The following is a 20,470-nucleotide window of genomic DNA, read 5'->3' on the forward strand; positions in this document are numbered from 1 at the left end:
AGCGGCAGTCGGATGCTTGATCGCAACCCCTTGATTGAGAGTCTCTTATGTTTCCCGAAAGCTTTACCTTTTCCATCGCCGACTGGGTTAACGGTTGGGTCGATTCGCTGGTCACCAACTACGGCGATGTGTTCCGCAGCATCTCCGACACCCTGTTGTGGGCCATCGTCAATCTTGAAGGGCTGCTGCGTGCAGCGCCCTGGTGGCTGATGCTGGCGATCGTGGCGGGCGTTGCCTGGCACGCGACCCGCAAGGTCGTGACCACCTCCGTGATCGTCGGTTTGCTGTTCCTGGTGGGCGCGGTCGGCCTCTGGGACAAGCTGATGCAAACCCTCGCGCTGATGATGGTCGCGACGGTCATTTCGGTGCTGATCGGCATTCCGCTGGGCATTCTCTCGGCACGCAGCAATCGCCTGCGTTCGGTGCTGATGCCGTTGCTGGACATCATGCAGACCATGCCGAGCTTCGTGTATCTGATCCCGGTGCTGATGCTGTTCGGCCTGGGCAAGGTCCCGGCGATTTTCGCTACCGTGATCTACGCCGCGCCGCCGCTGATCCGCCTGACTGATCTGGGCATCCGCCAGGTCGACGGTGAAGTGATGGAAGCGATCAACGCCTTCGGTGCCAACCGCTGGCAGCAACTGTTTGGCGTGCAATTGCCGCTGGCCCTGCCGAGCATCATGGCCGGGATCAACCAGACCACCATGATGGCCCTGTCGATGGTGGTGATTGCCTCGATGATCGGTGCTCGTGGCCTGGGTGAAGATGTGTTGGTGGGGATTCAGACCCTCAACGTCGGACGCGGCCTTGAAGCCGGTCTGGCGATCGTGATTCTGGCAGTGGTGATCGACCGCATTACACAGGCGTACGGTCGTGCACGGCATGAGGTGAGCAAATGAGCAACGCAGCCATCAGCAAGATCGAAGTCAAAAACGTCTTCAAGATTTTCGGTAACCGTTCCAAGGAAGCGCTGGGCATGATCGGCCAGGGCAAGACCAAGGATCAGGTGCTGGCCGAAACCGGCTGCGTGGTCGGTGTGAACGACCTGTCGTTGAGCATCGGCAGCGGCGAGATCTTCGTGATCATGGGCCTGTCCGGTTCCGGCAAATCGACCCTGGTGCGCCACTTCAACCGCCTGATCGACCCGACCAGCGGCGCGATCCTGGTGGATGGCGTGGACATCCTGCAGTACGACATGGAAGCCCTGCGCGAATTTCGTCGTCGCAAGATCAGCATGGTGTTCCAGAGCTTCGGCCTGTTGCCGCACAAGACCGTGGTGGACAACGTCGCCTACGGCCTGAAAGTGCGCGGCGAGAGCAAGCAGATGTGCACCGAACGCGCGCTGCACTGGATCAACACCGTGGGCCTCAAGGGCTACGAAAACAAATACCCGCATCAGCTCTCGGGCGGCATGCGTCAGCGTGTGGGCCTGGCGCGTGCGTTGGCGGCGGACACCGACATCATCCTGATGGACGAAGCCTTCAGTGCGCTCGATCCGCTGATTCGCGCCGAGATGCAGGACCAGTTGCTGGAGCTGCAAAAGACCCTGCACAAGACCATCGTCTTCATTACCCACGACCTCGACGAGGCCGTGCGCATCGGCAACCGCATCGCGATCCTCAAGGATGGCCGCCTGATTCAGGTCGGCACCCCGCGAGAGATCCTGCATTCGCCGGCGGATGAGTATGTCGACCGGTTCGTACAGCGGCGGGCGGCGGTGGTTTAAAGGTTTGCGGCGTTTGTGCCGGCCCCATCGCGAGCAGGCTCGCTCCCACACCTGTAGGAGCGAGGCTTGCCCGCGAAGGCGCCGGTGAAGCTGCATCAATATTCTGGTTGTACGGTTGAGGTTAATGATGTCCCAGGCTGAAAAAATCGTTATCGCCGATGCCCCGTTGCGTTGGCAGGATGTGGTCGCGGTAGCCCGTCACGGCGCACAACTCGAGCTGTCGGCCCAGACCTGGGCACGCATCGACAATGCCCAGGCGATCGTCCAGCGCATCGTCACCAGCGGCGAACGCGCCTATGGCGTCAACACCGGTCTGGGCGCGCTTTGCAACGTATCGCTCAAAGACGAACAGCTCAGCCAACTGTCACGCAACACCTTGCTCAGCCATGCCTGTGGCGTCGGCGCACCACTGGCCGACGAGCAGACCCGCGCGATCATGTGCGCAGCGATCCGCAACTACTCCCAGGGCAAATCCGGCATTCACCGGCAAGTGGTCGAAGCCTTGCTCGCGCTGCTCAATCGGGGCATCACCCCGCAAGTGCCGTCCCAGGGTTCGGTCGGTTACCTGACCCACATGGCGCACATCGGCATAGCACTGCTGGGTGTCGGCAATGTCAGCTATCGCGGGCAGATTGTTTCCGCTCAACAGGCGCTGGCTGAAGAAGGCCTGCAACCGGTTCAACTCGGCGCCAAGGACGGTCTGTGCCTGGTCAACGGCACGCCGTGCATGAGCGGCCTCAGCTGCCTGGCGATTGCCGATGCGACGCGCCTGCTGCAGTGGGCCGACGTGATCAGTGCCATGAGCTTCGAAGCCCAGCGTGGCCAGATTGCTGCGTTCGACGCCGAGATCATCGCGCTCAAACCGCATCCGGGTATGCAACAGGTCGGGATCAACCTGCGGGCGCTGCTCGATGGCAGCGAAGTGATTGCTAGCAGCAAAGGCATTCGTACGCAGGATGCGCTGAGCATCCGGTCGATCCCGCAAGTCCACGGCGCTGCTCGCGATCAACTCGATCACGCGATCAAGCAAGTCGAAACCGAACTCAACGGCTGCACGGATAACCCGTTGCTGCTGGGCACACCGGACAACTTCCGCGTCATGTCCCAAGCAAACCCGCATGGCCAGTCGGTCGCGTTGGCAGCTGATTTGCTGGCCATCGCCATGGCCGAAATCGGCTCCATCGCCGAACGACGTCTGGACCGTTTGATCAACCCGCACGTCAGCGGTCTGCCGGCGTTCCTGGTGGCCAATCCGGGGGTGAACTCCGGGATGATGATCGTGCAATACGTCGCCGCTTCGCTGTGTGCGGAAAACCGCCAGTTGGCGCAACCGGCGGTGCTCGACAACTACGTCACTTCCGGCTTGCAGGAAGACCACCTGAGCATGGGCACCAACGCCGCGCTGAAGCTGCATCGCGCGCTGGAAAACTGCACGCAGATCCTCGCCATCGAGTACCTGCTGGCGGCCCAGGCTTTTGAGTTCCTCAAAGAGCAACGCTTCGGCGCCGGCACCGATGCGGCGTGGCGTCTGCTGCGTGAGCGTGTTCCGGCCTACGACCAGGATCGCTGGCTGGCGCCGGACATCGCCGCCGCTGCCGGCGTATTGAAAGACTCGAATTTGCTGCACAAGGCTTTACCGAATCTGAACTGATTTCCACACAACACCAACGTGCCAAGGCGCGGCTCCCAAAAAGCGAGTCGCGACGGACAACGGATATCTCCGGAGCGTCTGGTGAGTCTTCTTCGTTTATGAAGAATAAAAACTCTCAAAAGGAGCACAAAATGACTGCACTAAACCTGATCCCCGGCCAACTGAGCCTTGCCCAACTGCGTGATGTCTATCAGCAACCGGTCAAAATCACCCTCGATAACAGCGCTGCTGCCCAGATCGAAGCCAGCGTTGCCTGCGTGGAACAGATCCTCGCCGAGAACCGTACCGCTTACGGCATCAACACCGGTTTCGGCCTGCTGGCCTCGACCCGCATCGCCAGCGAAGACCTGGAAAACCTGCAGCGCTCGCTGGTGCTGTCCCACGCTGCCGGCGTCGGCGAGCCGATCAGCGACGCGTTGGTGCGTCTGGTCATGGTGCTCAAGGTCAACAGCCTGAGCCGTGGTTTCTCCGGTATTCGTCGTGTGGTCATCGACGCGCTGATCGCCCTGATCAACGCCGAGGTTTACCCGCACATTCCATTGAAAGGTTCGGTCGGTGCCTCCGGCGACCTGGCGCCATTGGCCCACATGTCGCTGGTGCTGCTGGGTGAAGGCAAGGCTCGTTACAAAGGCGAGTGGATGGAAGCGACCGAAGCGCTGAAAGTCGCCGGTCTGACCCCGCTGACCCTGGCCGCGAAAGAAGGCCTGGCGCTGCTCAACGGTACTCAGGTGTCCACCGCTTACGCATTGCGCGGCCTGTTCGAAGGTGAAGATCTGTTCGCGGGCGCCCTGGCCCTGGGCGGCCTGACCGTCGAAGCGGTGCTGGGTTCGCGCTCGCCGTTCGACGCCCGTATCCACGCTGCCCGTGGCCAGAAAGGCCAGATCGACGCCGCTGCCGCTTACCGCGACCTGCTGGGCGAGCGCAGTGAAGTGTCCGATTCGCACGAGAACTGCGAAAAGGTCCAGGACCCGTACTCCCTGCGCTGCCAGCCGCAAGTCATGGGCGCCTGCCTGACCCAGTTCCGTCAGGCTGCCGAAGTCTTGGCCGTCGAAGCTAACGCCGTTTCGGATAACCCGCTGGTGTTCGCTGCTGAAGGTGACGTGATCTCTGGCGGTAACTTCCACGCCGAACCTGTCGCGATGGCCGCCGACAACATGGCCCTGGCCATCGCTGAAATCGGCTCGCTGAGCGAACGCCGCATCTCGCTGATGATGGACAAGCACATGTCGCAACTGCCGCCGTTCCTGGTGGCCAATGGCGGCGTGAACTCCGGTTTCATGATCGCCCAGGTGACCGCTGCGGCACTCGCCAGCGAGAACAAGGCGTTGTCCCATCCGCATTCGGTGGACAGCCTGCCGACCTCCGCCAACCAGGAAGACCACGTGTCGATGGCTCCGGCTGCCGGCAAGCGTCTGTGGGAAATGGCCGAGAACACCCGTGGCATCCTTGCGGTGGAATGGCTGGCCGCCGCTCAAGGCCTGGACCTGCGCGACGGTCTGAAGACCTCGCCGAAACTGGAAAAGGCTCGGGCGATTCTGCGTAAAGAAGTGCCGTTCTATGAGAAGGACCGTTTCTTTGCGCCGGACATCAATGCGGCTAGCGAGTTGTTGGCGACGCGTTGCCTGAATGAACTGGTGACGGCGAAGTTGCTGCCTAGTCTGTGATGGCCTCTTCGCGGGCAAGCCTCGCTCCTACATTGTAGGAGCGAGGCTTGCCCGCGAACCGATTTTGAACATTGTGGAGATTACGGGATGAAAACTCTCTGGCAACACTGCCACGTCGCAACCATGGCGCAAGGCGTCTACTCGATCATCGAGGACGCGGCCATCGTGACGTCCGGTGCGCACATTGAGTGGATCGGCCCACGTGCTGAACTGCCGGCGGGTGAATACCCGGCCGTCAACGATTTGAACGGGGCCTGGGTTACGCCGGGCCTGATCGACTGCCACACCCACACGGTGTTTGGCGGTAACCGCAGCGGTGAATTCGAACAGCGTCTGCAAGGCGTCAGCTATGCGGAAATCGCCGCGGCCGGCGGCGGCATCGCCAGTACCGTGCGCGCCACGCGGGCGGCCAGTGAAGACGAGTTGTTCGCCAGCGCCGCCAAGCGGTTGAAGAGTTTGATGCGCGATGGCGTGACCAGCATCGAAATCAAATCCGGCTACGGTCTCGACCTGGCCAACGAACGCAAGATGCTACGCGTGGCCCGCCGTCTCGGGGCCGAACTGCCGATCAGTGTGCGCAGCACCTGCCTGGCGGCCCACGCCTTGCCGCCGGAATACAAGGATCGCGCCGACGACTACATCGATCACATCTGCGCCGAGATGCTCCCGGCCCTGGCCGCCGAAGGGCTGGTGGATGCGGTGGACGCGTTTTGCGAATACCTGGCGTTCTCGCCGGCACAGGTCGAGCGCGTGTTCGTCACTGCGCAAAAACTGGGCTTGCCGGTGAAGCTGCATGCCGAGCAACTGTCGTCATTGCACGGTTCGAGCCTGGCGGCGCGTTATCACGCTCTGTCCGCCGATCACCTGGAATTCATGACCGAAGAAGACGCCATCGCCATGGCCGCGTCCGGCACGGTCGCCGTGTTGCTGCCCGGCGCGTTCTACTTCCTGCGCGAAACCCAATTGCCGCCAATGGATGCGTTGCGCAAACACGGGGTGAAAATCGCCATCGCCAGCGACCTCAACCCCGGCACGTCACCGGCGCTGTCGCTGCGCTTGATGCTGAACATGGCTTGCACCTGTTTCCGCATGACCCCGGAAGAAGCCCTGGCCGGTGCGACGATTCATGCCGCCACCGCGCTGGGCATGGCCGACACCCATGGTTCGCTGGAAGCCGGCAAGGTCGCTGACTTCGTCGCCTGGCAAATCGATCGTCCCGCCGACCTGTCGTACTGGCTGGGCGGTGACCTGGAAAAACGCGTCGTGCGTGACGGCGTCGAAACAAGCGTTTAGGAGAGCAGTTGTGGATAAGGTTCTGAACTTCAAACAAGGCCGCGTGCCGCTGCTGATCAGCATGCCCCACGCCGGCGTGCGCCTGACCCCGGCGGTTGAAGCCGGGTTGATCCCCGACGCGAAAAGCCTGCCGGACACTGACTGGCATATCCCGAAACTCTACGAATTCGCTGCCGAACTGGGTGCCAGCACTCTGGCTGCCGAGTACTCGCGGTTTGTCATCGACCTGAACCGACCTTCGGACGACAAACCGTTGTACGTCGGCGCCACCACCGGTTTGTACCCGGCGACGCTGTTCGACGGCATTCCGTTGTTCCGTGAAGGCATGGAACCGTCGGCGGCTGAGCGTGCGACGTATCTGGAGCAGGTCTGGACGCCGTATCACAGCACGTTGCAGAACGAGCTGGCTCGTATGAAAGCCGAATTCGGCTATGCATTGCTGTTTGATGCGCACTCGATCCGCTCGATCATCCCGCACCTGTTCGACGGCAAGCTGCCGGACTTCAACCTCGGCACGTTCAACGGCGCCAGTTGCGATCCACAGTTGGCGACTCAACTGGAAGCGATCTGCGCCAGGCACACCGATTACAGCCATGTGCTGAACGGGCGCTTCAAGGGCGGCCACATCACCCGGCACTATGGCAATCCGGCGCAAAACATCCACGCCGTGCAACTGGAGTTGGGCCAGTGCACGTACATGGAAGAGTTCGAGCCGTTCCGTTATCGCCCGGACCTGGCAGAGCCGACGCAAGTGGTGCTCAAGGAGTTGCTGCAAGGGCTGCTGGCCTGGGGCCAAAAACACTACAACGCCTGACCCTGGTGGGAGCGGCGGTGCGACGATTCGACTTGCTCGCGAAGGCGGTGTGTCAGACACCATTGATGTCGACTGACACACCGCTTTCGCGAGCAAGTCGAATCGTCGCACCGCCGCTCCCACAGGTAACGCGTTCACTTTAGTCGCCACCGTGCAAATCTCGGTCGCCACAGTTCGCTTTTACCCTCTCGACGCTGCGTAATGTTCTGGACACGGTGCATCAAGACACCGGACCCATAATAATTCTGCCGCACGAGATCATTCCCAATGAAAAGACTGTTGACCTGCTGTCTCTCAATCCTCTGCGGTACCGCTCTCCTGAGCACCCCTGTCCTGGCCAGTGACGATGCTTCCTGCAAAGCCGTGCGCATGGGCGTGGTCAACTGGACCGACGTCATCGCCACCAGCGGCATGGCCGATGTGCTGCTCAACGGCCTTGGCTACGAAAGCAAGCAAACCAGCGCCGTGCAGCAAATCATCTTCGCCGGTATCCGCGACAAGCGCCTGGACATCTTCCTCGGTTACTGGAAACCGGCGATGGACAAGAACATCGCGCCGTTCCTGGCCGCCAATCAAGTGAAGGTCCTGGAAAAACCGAGCCTGGCCGACGCCCAGGCAACCCTCGCCGTGCCGGAATACGTGGCCGAGGCGGGGCTGAAAACCTTTTCCGATATCGCCAAATTCAAAGACAAGCTCGGTGGCAAAATCTACGGCATCGAGCCGGGCAGTGGCGCCAACACCACGATCAAAACCATGATCGAGTCCAATCAGTTCGGCTTGAAGGATTTCAAACTGATCGAGTCCGGTGAGGCCGGCATGCTTGCGGCTGTGCAACGGGCGGTGAATCGCAAGGAGTTCGTGGTGTTCGTCGGCTGGACGCCGCACCCGATGAACATCAACATGAAAATCGCCTACCTGACCGGCAGCGAAGATGTTTACGGGCCGAACGAAGGCGCGGCGACGGTCTCCACCGTGACGTCCCCGGACTACGCCGAGCGTTGCCCGAACGTGAACCGCTTGCTGGAGAACCTGACCTTCACCGCCGCCCAGGAAAGCCAGCTGATGGTGCCGATCATGGAGCGCAAGACGCCGCAGGACGTGGCCAGGCAGTGGCTGCGTGATCATCCGCAAGACCTGCAGCGCTGGTTGGCCGGTGTCAGCAGTTTTGATGGCAAGGATGGCGTTGCAACCGTCCAGGCCAGCCTGAAAAACTGACCGTAACGCAAAACCCCTGTGGGAGCGAGCCTGCTCGCGATGGCGGTGGGTCAGTCAAAATTAATGCTGATTGACCCACTGCCATCGCGAGCAGGCTCGCTCCCACAGGGTTATCCACTCGTCACAAATCCTCGGCGGCAGGTCCATGGAAACTTATCCCCTTTCTGACCAAATGACGGCATTTGTCGAGAAAACCGTCAGCTTCAACGCCACCGACACCAGCCTCGCCGGACTGCGCCAGGCCTACAGCGAGATGTGCCGGGCGTTCACCCCGCCGCGTCCCGCCGGGCTATACGTGGTGGATTTTGTATTGGCCGGTGTACCGATTCGGTCCTATCAGCCCGCAGCTTTGCCATCGACCGACGGTAGCCCGTGCATTGTGTATCTGCACGGCGGCGGTTGGGTGGTGGGGGATCTGGATTCCCACGACTTCATCTGCGCCGAGCTGGCGTCGACGCTCGACGTGTTGGTGATCGCGGTCGATTATCGTCTGGCGCCGGAGCATCCGTTTCCAGCGGCGTTCGATGACTGCCTGACGGTCTGGCGAGCGCTGCGCACCGGGCCGTTTCAGCTGGACCCCGCACGTACGCTGGTGGCCGGCGACAGCGCCGGTGGCAATCTCGCCGCCGCGCTGTGCCTGGCACTGCGCGATGCGGGCGAACCACTGCCGGCGGCGCAAGTGCTGATCTATCCCGGCCTCGGTGGCGATCACCGTTTGCCTTCACGCAGTGAATGCAGTGACGCGCCTCTGCTCAGCAGCAGTGACGTGGATTGTTATCACGCCTTGTATTTGCGCGGCACTCAAACGCCTGGCACCTATGCCATGCCTTTGCTCGCCGGGGATTTGCGCGGATTGCCGCCGGCATTGATCGCGGTGGCGCAATTCGACCCGCTACGCGATGACGGCGTGCTGTACGCCGAGCGCCTGAACGCTGCGGGCGTGGCCGCGACGCTTTATTACGGGGAAGGGCTGGTTCATGGCTGTCTGCGGGCGCGGGGTCAGGTCGCGGAGGTCGATGCGCTCTACGAAACGCTGCTCGGCTATTTGGCAAAAAAACGGGTGGCAAAACTCTGACTCTGCATGGACATGCTCATTGACGTAAATCGGGTTTATGATGCCCAACGGCAGAATAATAGAAGTCCCCCCAGGGATGACCTCGACCCCTTACGGAGCGCGCAATGCAGACTTTGTACCCGCAGATCAAACCCCACGCCCGGCACGATCTGGCTGTCGATGAAACCCACACCCTGTATGTAGACGAAAGCGGTTCACCGGAAGGTTTGCCGGTGGTGTTCATCCACGGCGGTCCCGGTGCCGGGTGTGATGCACAGAGTCGCTGCTTTTTTGATCCGAACCTGTATCGCATTGTCACCTTCGACCAGCGCGGTTGTGGTCGCTCCACGCCCCACGCCAGCCTGGAAAACAACACCACCTGGGATCTGGTCGCCGACCTTGAGCGGATTCGCCAGCATCTGGGCATCGATAAATGGGTGCTGTTCGGCGGCTCATGGGGCTCGACCCTGGCGCTGGCCTACGCGCAAACCCATCCGGAGCGTGTGCACGGTCTGATCCTGCGCGGGATTTTTCTCTGCCGTCCGCAGGAAATCGAGTGGTTCTATCAGGCGGGCGCCAGTCGTCTGTTCCCTGATTACTGGCAAGACTACATTGCGCCGATCCCGCTGGATGAGCGCGAAGACTTGCTCGGCGCTTTCCACAAGCGCCTGACCGGCAACGATCAGATCGCCCAGATGCACGCGGCCAAAGCCTGGTCCACCTGGGAAGGGCGGACCGCGACCTTGCGTCCGAACCCGCTGGTGGTCGATCGTTTCTCCGAGCCGCAACGGGCGTTGTCCATCGCGCGCATCGAATGTCACTACTTCACCAACAATGCGTTCCTTGAGCCGAATCAGTTGATCCGCGACATGGGAAAGATCGCCCATCTGCCGGGCGTGATCGTTCACGGTCGCTACGACGTGATTTGCCCGCTGGATAACGCCTGGGAACTGCATCAGAACTGGCCGAACAGTGAACTGCAGGTCATCCGTGATGCCGGGCATGCCGCCTCCGAACCCGGCATTACCGATGCCTTGGTACGCGCCGCCGATCAGATGGCCCGGCGCCTGCTCGACCTGTCCCCAGCAGAAGCATGAAGGGCCTGTTGCAGCGCGTGCGTGGCGCGCGCGTCGAGGTAGCGGGGGAGGTGGTCGGTGCCGTCGATCAGGGTTTGCTGGTACTGGTGGCGGTCGAGCCCGAGGACACTCGGGCCAGTGCCGACAAACTTCTGCATAAGCTGCTTAACTATCGTGTGTTCAGTGACGCCGAGGGCAAGATGAATCTGTCCCTGGCGGATGTCGGGGGCGGGTTGCTGCTGGTCTCTCAGTTCACCCTGGCCGCCGACACCAAAAACGGGTTGCGCCCGAGTTTTTCAACCGCTGCCCCTCCGGCGCTGGGCGAGGAGCTTTTCGACTATCTATTAGAGAAAGCGAAACAGGTGCATGGCACAGTGGCATCAGGTAGATTCGGCGCGGATATGCAGGTGCACCTGGTCAATGATGGCCCGGTAACCTTCCTGTTACAGACCTGAAAGCGCTTGAAACAAGTTTTTAAGCGCTTTTTCACTGAAAACAGGGGTTTTTCGCGAGAAATACTTTGTTGCGCCTGATGCGTTGTAACGCGGCCTACTAGATAATCGCGCGCTACGGGGATCAGCGTTCGTTGGTCCGTTTTGACTTAGGTAGAGACTTGTCCTGGGCCTGTTGGGGAATCATTTAGCCCCATAGGAGTCGGAACAATGCTCGCCAACTTGGCAAGAGTGGTTTGTAGGGACGGGTTTTTCATCCCGTTTACCTCACAGGCCCTTTAACTGGCCGTTGGTTTTTTGATCTGTTTTCGGCGAGGGTTGCTCGTGATTGTTAGTCCCTGTAATGCACCAAGATTGTCAGCCAAACGGCTACGAAGCGCACTGGTAGCGGGCTCTGCACTGCTCTGCCTGTTCGGCGCCGGCCAGCTTTGGGCATTCAATCTGGATGATGTATCGGTCAAGGCAAAAGAGCTGGCCGGGCAGAAATTCGAAGCCCCGCGCAGTAACCTGCCGAACGAATTCCGTGAGATGAAATTCGCGGACTATCAGAAAATTCGTTTCCTGACCGAAAAAGCCGAATGGGCCGATCAGAAAACCCCGTTCAAGCTTTCGTTCTATCACCAGGGTATGCATTTCGATACTCCGGTGAAAATCAACGAAATCACGGCCAACACCGTCGAAGAGATCAAATACGACCCGTCTCGTTTCGATTTCGGCGACCTGAAATTCGATCCTAAAGCCACCGAACAACTGGGTTATGCCGGTTTCCGTGTGCTGTACCCGATCAACAAGGCCGACAAGCAAGACGAAATCATGACCATGCTCGGCGCGAGTTACTTCCGCGTTGTCGGCAAGGGTCACACGTATGGCTTGTCCGCTCGGGGCCTGGCAATCGATACCGCGTTGCCGTCCGGCGAAGAATTCCCGCGTTTCCGTGAGTTCTGGATTCAACAGCCGAAGCCGGGCGACAAGCACCTGGTGATCTTCGCGCTGCTGGATTCGCCACGCGCCACCGGTGCCTATCGCCTGACCCTGCGTCCGGGCAGCGACACCATTGTCGACGTCAAGGCGCAGATGTTCCTGCGTGACAAGGTCACCAAGCTTGGCGTTGCGCCGCTGACCAGCATGTTCCTGTTCGGCGCCAACCAGCCGTCGAAAGTGCTGAACTACCGCCGCGAACTGCACGATTCCAGCGGCCTGTCGATCCATGCCGGCAACGGCGAGTGGATCTGGCGTCCGCTGAACAACCCGAAACACTTGGCGGTGAGCAACTTCTCGATCGAGAACCCGCGCGGTTTCGGCTTGCTGCAACGTGGCCGTGACTTCAGCCACTACGAAGACCTCGACGACCGCTACGACAAGCGCCCAAGTGCCTGGATCGAGCCAAAAGGCGATTGGGGCAAGGGTTCTGTCGACCTGGTCGAAATTCCGACTGCCGATGAAACCAACGACAACATCGTTGCCTTCTGGAGCCCGGAAAAACTGCCTGAGCCAGGTCAGCCGCTGGAATTCGGCTACCGCCTGCACTGGACCATGGACGAAGCGGCGATTCACGCACCGGACAGCGCCTGGGTCAAACAGACCTTGCGCTCCACCGGCGACGTCAAGCAGTCCAACCTGATTCGTCAGCCGGACGGCAGCGTTGCCTATCTGGTGGATTTCGAAGGCCCGTCCCTGGCAGCGTTGCCGGCCGATTCAGACGTTCGCAGCCAGGTCAGCGTGGGTGATAATGCCGAGCTGGTCGAGAACAGCGTGCGCTACAACCCTGAAACCAAGGGCTGGCGCCTGACCCTGCGCATGAAGATCAAGGATCCGGGCAAGTCCACCGAGATGCGTGCCGCACTGGTGCAGAACATCGTGCCTGCCGATCTGGCCAAGACTTCGATTCCATCGTCCACCTCTTCCGTTGCCAAGGCCGACAAAGTGGCCGCCAAGCAAGCGGAGAAAGCGGACAAGGACGCGAAGGCCGCCGAGGCCAAGCAGGCCGAAGCCAAGCCAGTTGCAGATGCCAAGGACAAGGCGAACAACAAAGACGCCAAGCAGCCTGTCGCTGCCGACGCGGCCCCAGCCACACCGGAATCGGCACCGACTGAAGAAGTCCTGACCGAGACCTGGAGCTATCAGTTGCCTGCCGATGAGTAATTCTCAAGTTCAGCCAGAAACTCTTGCCGAGTATCTGGCGCATCTGCCGATGACCGACGAGCAGCGCGCGGAACTCGCGGGCTGCAAGTCGTTCAGCGAACTTCACGAGCGTCTGTCGTCCTCGACGTTCGATGCACCGGTCGAGGCTGCTCAAGCCTCGGTCGGCCGTCGCTTGACCCTGAGCACCGCTGAAGAGCTGGAAGAAGCGGAAATGCTGGTGCTCGACGCCAGCGGTCGTGTTTGCCTCAAGGCAACCCCGCCGATCCGCCGGACCAAAGTCGTGCCGGAGCCGTGGCGCACCAACATTCTGGTGCGTGGCTGGCGGCGTCTGACCGGTCGCACCAACCCGCCGGCTCCGCCGAAAGACGAGAACGTGCTGCCGGCAGCCCGCTGGCGCACCGTGGGTTCGATCCGCCGCTACATCTTGCTGGTACTGATGCTCGGTCAAACCATCGTTGCCGGCTGGTACATGAAAGGCATCATGCCGTACCAGGGTTGGTCGTTCGTCGACCTCAACGAAGTCCTGCATCAGCCGCTCCTGCAAACCGTCACGCAAGTGCTGCCGTATGCGCTGCAGACCACCATCCTGATCATGTTCGGGATTCTGTTCTGCTGGGTCTCGGCCGGTTTCTGGACCGCACTGATGGGCTTCCTCGAGTTGCTCACCGGTCACGATAAATACCGCATCTCCGGTAAAAGTGCCGGCAACGAGCCGATCCCCAAAGACGCGCGCACCGCACTGGTGATGCCGATCTGCAACGAAGACGTGCCACGGGTATTTGCCGGTCTGCGCGCGACGTTCGAGTCGGTCGCTGCCACGGGTGACCTGGACCGTTTCGACTTCTTCGTCCTCAGCGACAGTAACGATGCCGACATCTGCGTCGCCGAACAGCAGGCCTGGCTGGACGTCTGTCGCGAAGCCAAGGGTTTCGGCAAGATCTTCTATCGCCGCCGTCGCCGTCGCGTAAAACGCAAAAGCGGCAACCTCGACGACTTCTGCCGTCGCTGGGGCGGTGACTACAAGTACATGGTCGTGCTCGACGCTGACTCCGTGATGAGCGGCGAATGCCTGACCAGTCTGGTGCGCCTGATGGAAGCCACGCCGGACGCCGGGATCATCCAGACCGCGCCGCGTGCGTCGGGCATGGACACTCTTTATGCGCGCATGCAGCAGTTTGCGACCCGCGTGTACGGTCCGCTGTTCACCGCCGGTCTGCACTTCTGGCAGTTGGGCGAATCGCACTACTGGGGCCACAACGCGATTATCCGCATGAAGCCGTTCATCGAGCACTGCGCCCTGGCGCCGTTGCCCGGTAAAGGCGCGTTCGCCGGCGCGATTCTGTCCCACGACTTCGTTGAAGCAGCGCTGATGCGCCGTGCCGGTTGGGGCGTGTGGATTGCCTACGACTTGCCGGGCAGCTACGAAGAATTGCCGCCGAACCTGCTGGACGAACTCAAGCGTGACCGTCGCTGGTGCCACGGTAACCTGATGAACTTCCGCCTGTTCCTGGTCAAGGGCATGCACCCGGTTCACCGTGCGGTGTTCCTCACCGGCGTGATGTCTTACCTGTCGGCGCCGTTGTGGTTCTTCTTCCTCGTGCTGTCGACGGCGCTGCTGGCGGTCAACACGCTGATGGAGCCGCAGTACTTCCTTGAACCGCGTCAGCTCTACCCGCTGTGGCCACAATGGCACCCGGACAAGGCCATCGCGCTGTTCTCGACCACTATCGTGCTGCTGTTCCTGCCGAAGCTGTTGAGCATCATCCTGATCTGGGCCAAGGGCGCGAAAGAGTTCGGTGGCAAGTTCAAGGTGACCCTGTCGATGCTGCTGGAGATGTTGTTCTCCATGTTGCTGGCGCCGGTGCGGATGATTTTCCACACCCGTTTCGTACTCGCCGCGTTCCTCGGCTGGGCCGCGACCTGGAACTCGCCGCAACGTGACGACGACTCCACGCCATGGAGCGAAGCGGTCAAGCGCCACGGTCCGCAAACCCTGCTGGGCTTCTTCTGGGCCCTGTTGGTGATCTGGCTGAACCCGAGCTTCCTCTGGTGGCTGGTGCCGATCGTCGGTTCGTTGATGCTGTCGATCCCGGTTTCCGTGATCTCCAGCCGTGTCGGCCTGGGCCTGAAGTCCCGTGACGAGAGCCTGTTCCTGATCCCTGAGGAATACAATCCGCCACAGGCGTTGCTGGCAACTGACCAGTACACCCATGAAAACCGTTGGCATGCGCTGAAAGACGGCTTCATCCGGTCGGTGGTCGATCCACAGCAGAACGCCCTGGCGTGCTCGCTGGCGACGTCGCGCCACGGTCAGGCCGAGCCAATCGAGTGGCTGCGGATCGAGCGGGTTCGCCATGCATTGAAAGTCGGGCCTGACGGTCTGACCAACAATGAGCGTGTGCAACTGCTGAGCGACCCGGTGGCACTGGCTCGGTTGCATGAGCAGGTCTGGAGCGAAGGTCATCCCGAGTGGCTGGAAGCCTGGCGCAAATCGGTGAAATCCGATCCCCATGCGCCGTTGCTGCCGCTCAAGCCGCTGAGTGCACAACCGCAGTTGGCATAACAAAGAGAACCCCGCGAAAGCGGGGTTTTTTTTGCCTCATCGTTCCCAAACACTTGTGCAAACGAGCGAGTACGTTAGCATCCGTCCCCGAATTGGTGCGCCCGGATAATTTTTGTCCGTATCGATGCGTTTCCTGAGGGGAGCCGCCGTTTGCGCGCCTCATAACGCACTGGTTTTGGGGACATGAAGATGAAGAAGTATCTCTCGATGCTGCTGGTCGGCGTCACGGCATTGGTTGCAGTCAGCACGGCGCAGGCCGGTGCCATCGATGACGCGGTCAAGCGCGGCACGTTGAAAGTCGGCATGGACCCGACCTACATGCCGTTCGAAATGACCAACAAGCGCGGCGAGATCATCGGCTTCGAAGTCGACATCCTCAAAGCCATGACCAAGGCCATGGGCGTCAAGCTGGAGCTGGTGTCCACCGGCTACGACGGCATTATCCCGGCCCTGCTCACTGACAAGTTCGACATGATCGGCAGCGGCATGACCCTGACCCAGGAACGCAACCTGCGCCTGAACTTCAGCGAACCGTTCATCGTGGTCGGCCAGACGCTGCTGATTCGCAAAGAGCTGGAAGGCACCATCAAGTCCTACAAAGACCTGAACACCGCCGACTACCGCATCACCTCCAAGCTCGGCACCACCGGCGAGATGGTCGCCAAGAAGCTGATCTCCAAAGCCAAGTACCACGGCTACGACAACGAGCAGGAAGCAGTGCTCGACGTGGTCAACGGCAAGGCTGACGCCTTCATCTACGACGCGCCTTACAACGTCGTGGCGGTGAACAAGGTCGGCAACGGCAAACTGGTGTTCCTCGACAAGCCGTTCACCTACGAGCCGCTGGCCTTTGGTCTGAAGAAGGGTGACTACGACAGCATCAACTTCATCAACAACTTCCTGCACCAGATCCACGAAGACGGCACCTACGATCGCATCCATGACAAGTGGTTCAAAGACACCGCTTGGTTGAAGGATATGGAATAAGGCCCGGTCAGATAGACCGCGTCGCTCCCATTCGCGGGCAAGCCTCGCTCCTACAGGATATGACTTTGTAGGAGCGAGGCTTGCCCGCGAAGGCGGCCTCCCTGGCGACATAGAATCCGGAACCTGCAATGAAACAGAAAAAAGCCCAATGGCCCTGGCACGTGTTGACCGTGCTGGTGCTGATCGGCCTGGCCGGCGCGTTGTATTACGCCACCTCGCTGATGTCCTACGAATGGCGCTGGAACCGCGTCCCGCAGTACTTCGCCTACCACGCCGAAGAGTCCCAACGCGCCGCCGACATCTCCACCGTCAGCGAACTGGTGCGCAAAGGCGACAAGGCTGAAGTCACGTTGCGCAACGACGCGGGTGACGAGCAGCGCGTGACCGTCGACGACAACAGCCTGCAAGTCGCCCAAGGCGATGATGTGGCCGAAGGCGACGTGATCGGCGTGACTCGCCATTGGGCCGCCGGACCGCTGATGTGGGGGCTCTGGACCACCCTGTGGTTGTCCGTGGTGTCTGGCGTGCTCGGCCTGCTGATCGGCCTCGCCACGGGCTTGTGCCGTCTCTCGAACAATCCGACCCTGCGCGACCTCTCTACGATTTACGTCGAACTGGTGCGCGGTACGCCGCTGCTGGTGCAGATTTTCATTTTCTACTTCTTCATCGGCACCGTGATGAACCTGTCCCGGGAGTTCGCCGGGATCGCTGCGCTGTCGCTGTTCACCGGTGCCTACGTGGCGGAAATCATCCGCTCCGGCGTGCAATCCATCGCCCGTGGCCAGAACGAAGCTGCGCGCTCCCTGGGCTTGAGCGCGGGTCAGTCGATGCGCCACGTGGTGCTGCCGCAAGCGTTCAAACGCGTGCTGCCGCCGCTTGCCGGGCAGTTCATCAGCCTGGTCAAGGACACCTCGCTGGTGTCGGTGATTGCGATTACCGAGCTGTTGAAAAGCGGTCGCGAAGTCATCACTACCTCGTTTTCGCCATTCGAAATCCTGTTCTGCGTGGCTGGCCTGTACTTGTTGATCAACCTGCCGCTGTCGAAAATCGCCAGCCGGCTTGAGCGGAGGCTCGCGCAAAGTGATTGAAGTCCGCGATCTGGTAAAAGTCTTCGACACTCGCGGCCACGTGGTGCGCGCGGTGGATAACGTCTCCACCCAGGTGGCGAAGGGCGAAGTATTGGTGGTGATCGGTCCGTCCGGCTCCGGCAAATCGACCTTTCTGCGCTGCCTCAATGGCCTGGAAGAGTTCGACTCGGGCTCGGTGAGCATCGACGGCCTGCAACTGGCCGATCCGAAAACCGACGTGAATGCCTACCGCCGCGAAGTCGGCATGGTGTTCCAGCATTTCAACCTGTTCCCGCACATGACCGTGCTGGAAAACCTCTGCCTCGCCCAGAAAGTCGTGCGCAAGCGCGGCAAGAAGGAGCGTGAAGCCAAGGCCTTGGCATTGCTGGAAAAGGTTGGCATTGCGCAGAAGGCCAACGAGTTTCCGTCACGCCTGTCCGGCGGTCAGCAGCAGCGCGTGGCGATTGCACGGGCGCTGGCCATGGAGCCGAAGGTCATGCTGTTTGATGAGCCGACTTCGGCGCTCGATCCGGAAATGGTCGGTGAAGTGCTGGATGTGATGAAAACCCTGGCCGTGGAAGGCATGACCATGGTCTGCGTGACCCACGAAATGGGCTTTGCGCGGGAAGTGGCGGATCGGGTGCTGTTTTTCGATCACGGCAAATTGCTGGAAGACGCCTCGCCAGCCGAGTTCTTCGATGCGCCGAAGGATCCGCGGGCGCAGGCCTTCCTTCGTCAGGTCCTCTGACGCCTTCGCGGGCAAGCCTCGCTCCTACAGGGATCTGCGATTAACTGTAGGAGCGAGGCTTGCCCGCGAAGGGGGGCGACTCGGTTTTAAACCTTGAACCTGCCCACCAGCATCTGCAAATGCGTCCCCAGCCGCGCCAGCTCAACGCTGGACGCCGCGGTCTCTTCGCTGGCTGCCGAGGTCTGCTCGGACACATCGCGCACGTTCAGCACGCTGCGGTTGATCTCTTCCGCCACCGCGCTTTGCTGTTCGGCAGCGGCGGCAATCTGCTGGTTCATCGACTGAATCGCCGACACGGTGCGGGTGATGCTTTCCAGCGAGCCACCGGCGCGGCGGGTCAGTTCGACGCTGCTGTCGGTCAGGGTGCGGCTGTTGTCCATGATGGTCGCGACTTGCTGGGTGCCGCTCTGCAGGCCGACGATCAGCTCTTCGATTTCTTCGGTGGACTTCTGGGTGCGCTGGGCCAGGCTGCGGACTTCGTCGGCGACCACCGCAAAACCCCGTCCGGCTTCACCGGCGCGAGCGGCTTCAATGGCCGCGTTGAGCGCCAGCAGGTTGGTTTGCTGAGCCACGGATTTGATCACGTCGAGCACACTGCCGATCTTGTCGCTTTCGCGTTTGAGATGCCCCATGGCGTCGGTGGAGTTGCCGACTTCCTTGGCCAGGCGTTCGATTTGAGCGATGGCTTCGCCGACCACCTTGTCGCCTTCGCGGGCCTGCTGATCGGCGGCGAGCGCGGCTTCGGAGGCTTCTTCAGCGTTACGTGCGACTTCCTGCACAGTGGCGGTCATTTCGTTCATCGCGGTCGCCACCTGGTCGGTCTCGACCTTCTGGCTGTTGACGCCGGCGCTGGTCTGCTCGGTGACTGCGGACAGTTCTTCAGCAGCACTGGCGATTTGCGTGACGCCATCGCTGATGCCGCCGATCAATTCGCGCAGGCCCAGGGTCATGCTTTGCATCGCCCGCTGGAGCTGACCGAGTTCGTCCTGACGCTCGGACACGAGGTTCTGGGTCAGGTCGCCGGCGGCGATGCGCTCGGCCACTTTCAGCGTCTGGCCCAGCGGAACGACGATCTGCCGGGTGATGGCCCATGCCGCGAACAGGCCGAAGACCAACGCCAGGGCGGTGGCCAGTAACAGCATGTTCTTGGCGTGCGCGGCGTCAGTGTCACGGATGACGGTTTGCGAGGCGGTGAGCTTTTTGCTGACGTCTAACAGGATGTTGCCCTGATCGGCCATGCGTTTCAGCGCGGCGGCGCTGGCGACCTGGGAGTCACGGAACTGGCTGACGGCGGCGCGGTAGGCTTTGAGTGAATCGGCGGCCTGTTGCAGGTTGGCGATGTGCTGTTCCGGCAATCTGGACGGCAGGCTTTCGAGGTTTTTCAGCGCATTGTCGATGGCGTCCAGCGCCGGTTGTTCGGCTTCGGTCTTGCCGCTGTAGGTATAGCCGCGCACCTGGAAGCGAGCTTGTTGAATCAGTTTGCTCAGGTCGATGACGCTATTGAAATCGGCGACGCTGTCGCCTTGCAGCAAGGATTTCTCGACTTCACCCACGCGCGCCACGGCGTTATCGGCCGTGGCGCCGAGTTTGCTGCGAGCATCTTCGCGGTTGGCGCCGGCCTGGGTCATGGCGGCGAAGGCTTGTTTGTACTCGCTGACCGCGGCCAGTTGCTGATCGACCATGGCTGCGTCGGCAGGTTGCTCGATCAGTGTGCGGGCGGTTTTCAAACCGGTGTCGAGTTGGCCGAGCAGGTCGTTGACGGCGCCAGGGCCTTGTTCGCCACGACGCATTTCGTAGTCCAGGCGGGCCAGGCGCAGGTCTTTGGTCAGTTCATTGAGGCTGGCAATGAACCCAAGCTTGTCGCCGCGATTCACCACGTCACTCAGGCCGGTCCAGCCCGTGACGGTGATCAACAATGTCAGCAGCAGCACCAGACCGAAGCCGACACCCAGTTTGCGATTGACGCTGACGTTCCCCAGTTTCTCGGCTAGCCATCGGTACATGCTGCAACTCCCACG

General features: G+C 61.0%; 16 protein-coding genes and 1 pseudogene. 15 read left to right on the plus strand and 2 right to left on the minus strand.

Annotated features, from left to right (window positions below; translation table 11 throughout):
• The first annotated feature begins 47 nt into the window (after nt 1-47).
• The 15 genes from KGB25_RS22390 (at nt 48) to KGB25_RS22460 (ending at nt 18,452) form a co-directional block, all read left to right on the plus strand.
• Complete coding sequence (locus KGB25_RS22390) at nt 48-899, plus strand: ABC transporter permease (RefSeq protein WP_008025264.1); 852 nt, start codon at nt 48-50, stop codon at nt 897-899.
• The gene (locus KGB25_RS22395; protein ID WP_008036590.1) at nt 896-1,726 is read left to right on the plus strand and encodes a glycine betaine/L-proline ABC transporter ATP-binding protein; all 831 of its coding nucleotides are present in this window, start codon (nt 896-898) and stop codon (nt 1,724-1,726) included. The genes KGB25_RS22390 and KGB25_RS22395 overlap by 4 nt, the downstream gene beginning before the upstream one ends.
• A gap of 127 nt (nt 1,727-1,853) precedes the next feature.
• The gene (gene hutH / locus KGB25_RS22400) at nt 1,854-3,377 is read left to right on the plus strand and encodes a histidine ammonia-lyase (RefSeq protein WP_207284661.1); all 1,524 of its coding nucleotides are present in this window, start codon (nt 1,854-1,856) and stop codon (nt 3,375-3,377) included.
• A gap of 131 nt (nt 3,378-3,508) precedes the next feature.
• Nucleotides 3,509-5,041, plus strand: a complete 1,533-nt coding sequence (hutH, locus tag KGB25_RS22405; RefSeq protein ID WP_223436704.1) for a histidine ammonia-lyase — start codon at nt 3,509-3,511, stop codon at nt 5,039-5,041.
• Nucleotides 5,042-5,128: 87 nt separating this feature from the next.
• Nucleotides 5,129-6,334 carry an imidazolonepropionase gene (hutI, locus tag KGB25_RS22410; protein WP_223436707.1) on the plus strand — a complete coding sequence of 402 codons (1,206 nt, stop codon included), beginning with the start codon at nt 5,129-5,131 and terminating at the stop codon, nt 6,332-6,334.
• A 10-nt stretch (nt 6,335-6,344) separates the two neighbouring features.
• A complete protein-coding gene (hutG, locus tag KGB25_RS22415) occupies nt 6,345-7,148 on the plus strand; it encodes an N-formylglutamate deformylase (protein ID WP_008036594.1) in 804 nt (267 codons plus the stop codon).
• A gap of 267 nt (nt 7,149-7,415) precedes the next feature.
• Nucleotides 7,416-8,363 (plus strand): choline ABC transporter substrate-binding protein, encoded by a 948-nt coding sequence (locus KGB25_RS22420; protein WP_207284664.1) that lies wholly within the window; start codon nt 7,416-7,418, stop codon nt 8,361-8,363.
• Nucleotides 8,364-8,508: 145 nt separating this feature from the next.
• Complete coding sequence (locus tag KGB25_RS22425; protein ID WP_223436709.1) at nt 8,509-9,438, plus strand: alpha/beta hydrolase; 930 nt, start codon at nt 8,509-8,511, stop codon at nt 9,436-9,438.
• 104 nt (nt 9,439-9,542) lie between these two features.
• Nucleotides 9,543-10,514, plus strand: coding sequence for a prolyl aminopeptidase (gene pip, locus KGB25_RS22430; protein ID WP_008025251.1), 972 nt, complete (start codon nt 9,543-9,545; stop codon nt 10,512-10,514).
• Entirely contained in the window at nt 10,511-10,948 is a 438-nt protein-coding gene (gene dtd, locus KGB25_RS22435) for a D-aminoacyl-tRNA deacylase (RefSeq protein WP_008025248.1), read from the plus strand. Before pip ends, dtd begins: the two co-directional genes overlap by 4 nt.
• Before the next feature lie 321 nt (nt 10,949-11,269).
• Complete coding sequence (locus tag KGB25_RS22440) at nt 11,270-13,087, plus strand: glucan biosynthesis protein G (RefSeq protein WP_008041899.1); 1,818 nt, start codon at nt 11,270-11,272, stop codon at nt 13,085-13,087.
• A complete protein-coding gene (gene mdoH, locus KGB25_RS22445) occupies nt 13,080-15,650 on the plus strand; it encodes a glucans biosynthesis glucosyltransferase MdoH (RefSeq protein WP_223436711.1) in 2,571 nt (856 codons plus the stop codon). Before KGB25_RS22440 ends, mdoH begins: the two co-directional genes overlap by 8 nt.
• Before the next feature lie 189 nt (nt 15,651-15,839).
• Complete coding sequence (locus tag KGB25_RS22450; RefSeq protein WP_008041897.1) at nt 15,840-16,637, plus strand: transporter substrate-binding domain-containing protein; 798 nt, start codon at nt 15,840-15,842, stop codon at nt 16,635-16,637.
• 128 nt (nt 16,638-16,765) lie between these two features.
• Nucleotides 16,766-17,725 (plus strand): amino acid ABC transporter permease, encoded by a 960-nt coding sequence (locus tag KGB25_RS22455; RefSeq protein WP_008025242.1) that lies wholly within the window; start codon nt 16,766-16,768, stop codon nt 17,723-17,725.
• On the plus strand, nt 17,718-18,452 hold the full coding sequence (locus KGB25_RS22460) for an amino acid ABC transporter ATP-binding protein (protein WP_008025241.1): 735 nt from the start codon (nt 17,718-17,720) through the stop codon (nt 18,450-18,452). The genes KGB25_RS22455 and KGB25_RS22460 overlap by 8 nt, the downstream gene beginning before the upstream one ends.
• 86 nt (nt 18,453-18,538) lie before the next feature.
• Here KGB25_RS22460 and KGB25_RS30655 read toward each other — a convergent pair whose 3' ends face one another.
• Nucleotides 18,539-19,411, minus strand: coding sequence for a methyl-accepting chemotaxis protein (locus tag KGB25_RS30655; protein WP_404943240.1), 873 nt, complete (start codon nt 19,409-19,411; stop codon nt 18,539-18,541).
• Nucleotides 19,397-20,455, minus strand: a pseudogene (locus KGB25_RS30660) (methyl-accepting chemotaxis protein); the annotation flags it as partial. The gene KGB25_RS30655 and the pseudogene KGB25_RS30660, both read right to left, overlap by 15 nt.
• Nucleotides 20,456-20,470: the final 15 nt, after the last annotated feature.

The sequence above is a fragment of the Pseudomonas sp. BF-RE-21 genome (assembly GCF_019947305.1).
GTDB classification, from domain to species: domain Bacteria; phylum Pseudomonadota; class Gammaproteobacteria; order Pseudomonadales; family Pseudomonadaceae; genus Aquipseudomonas; species Aquipseudomonas migulae.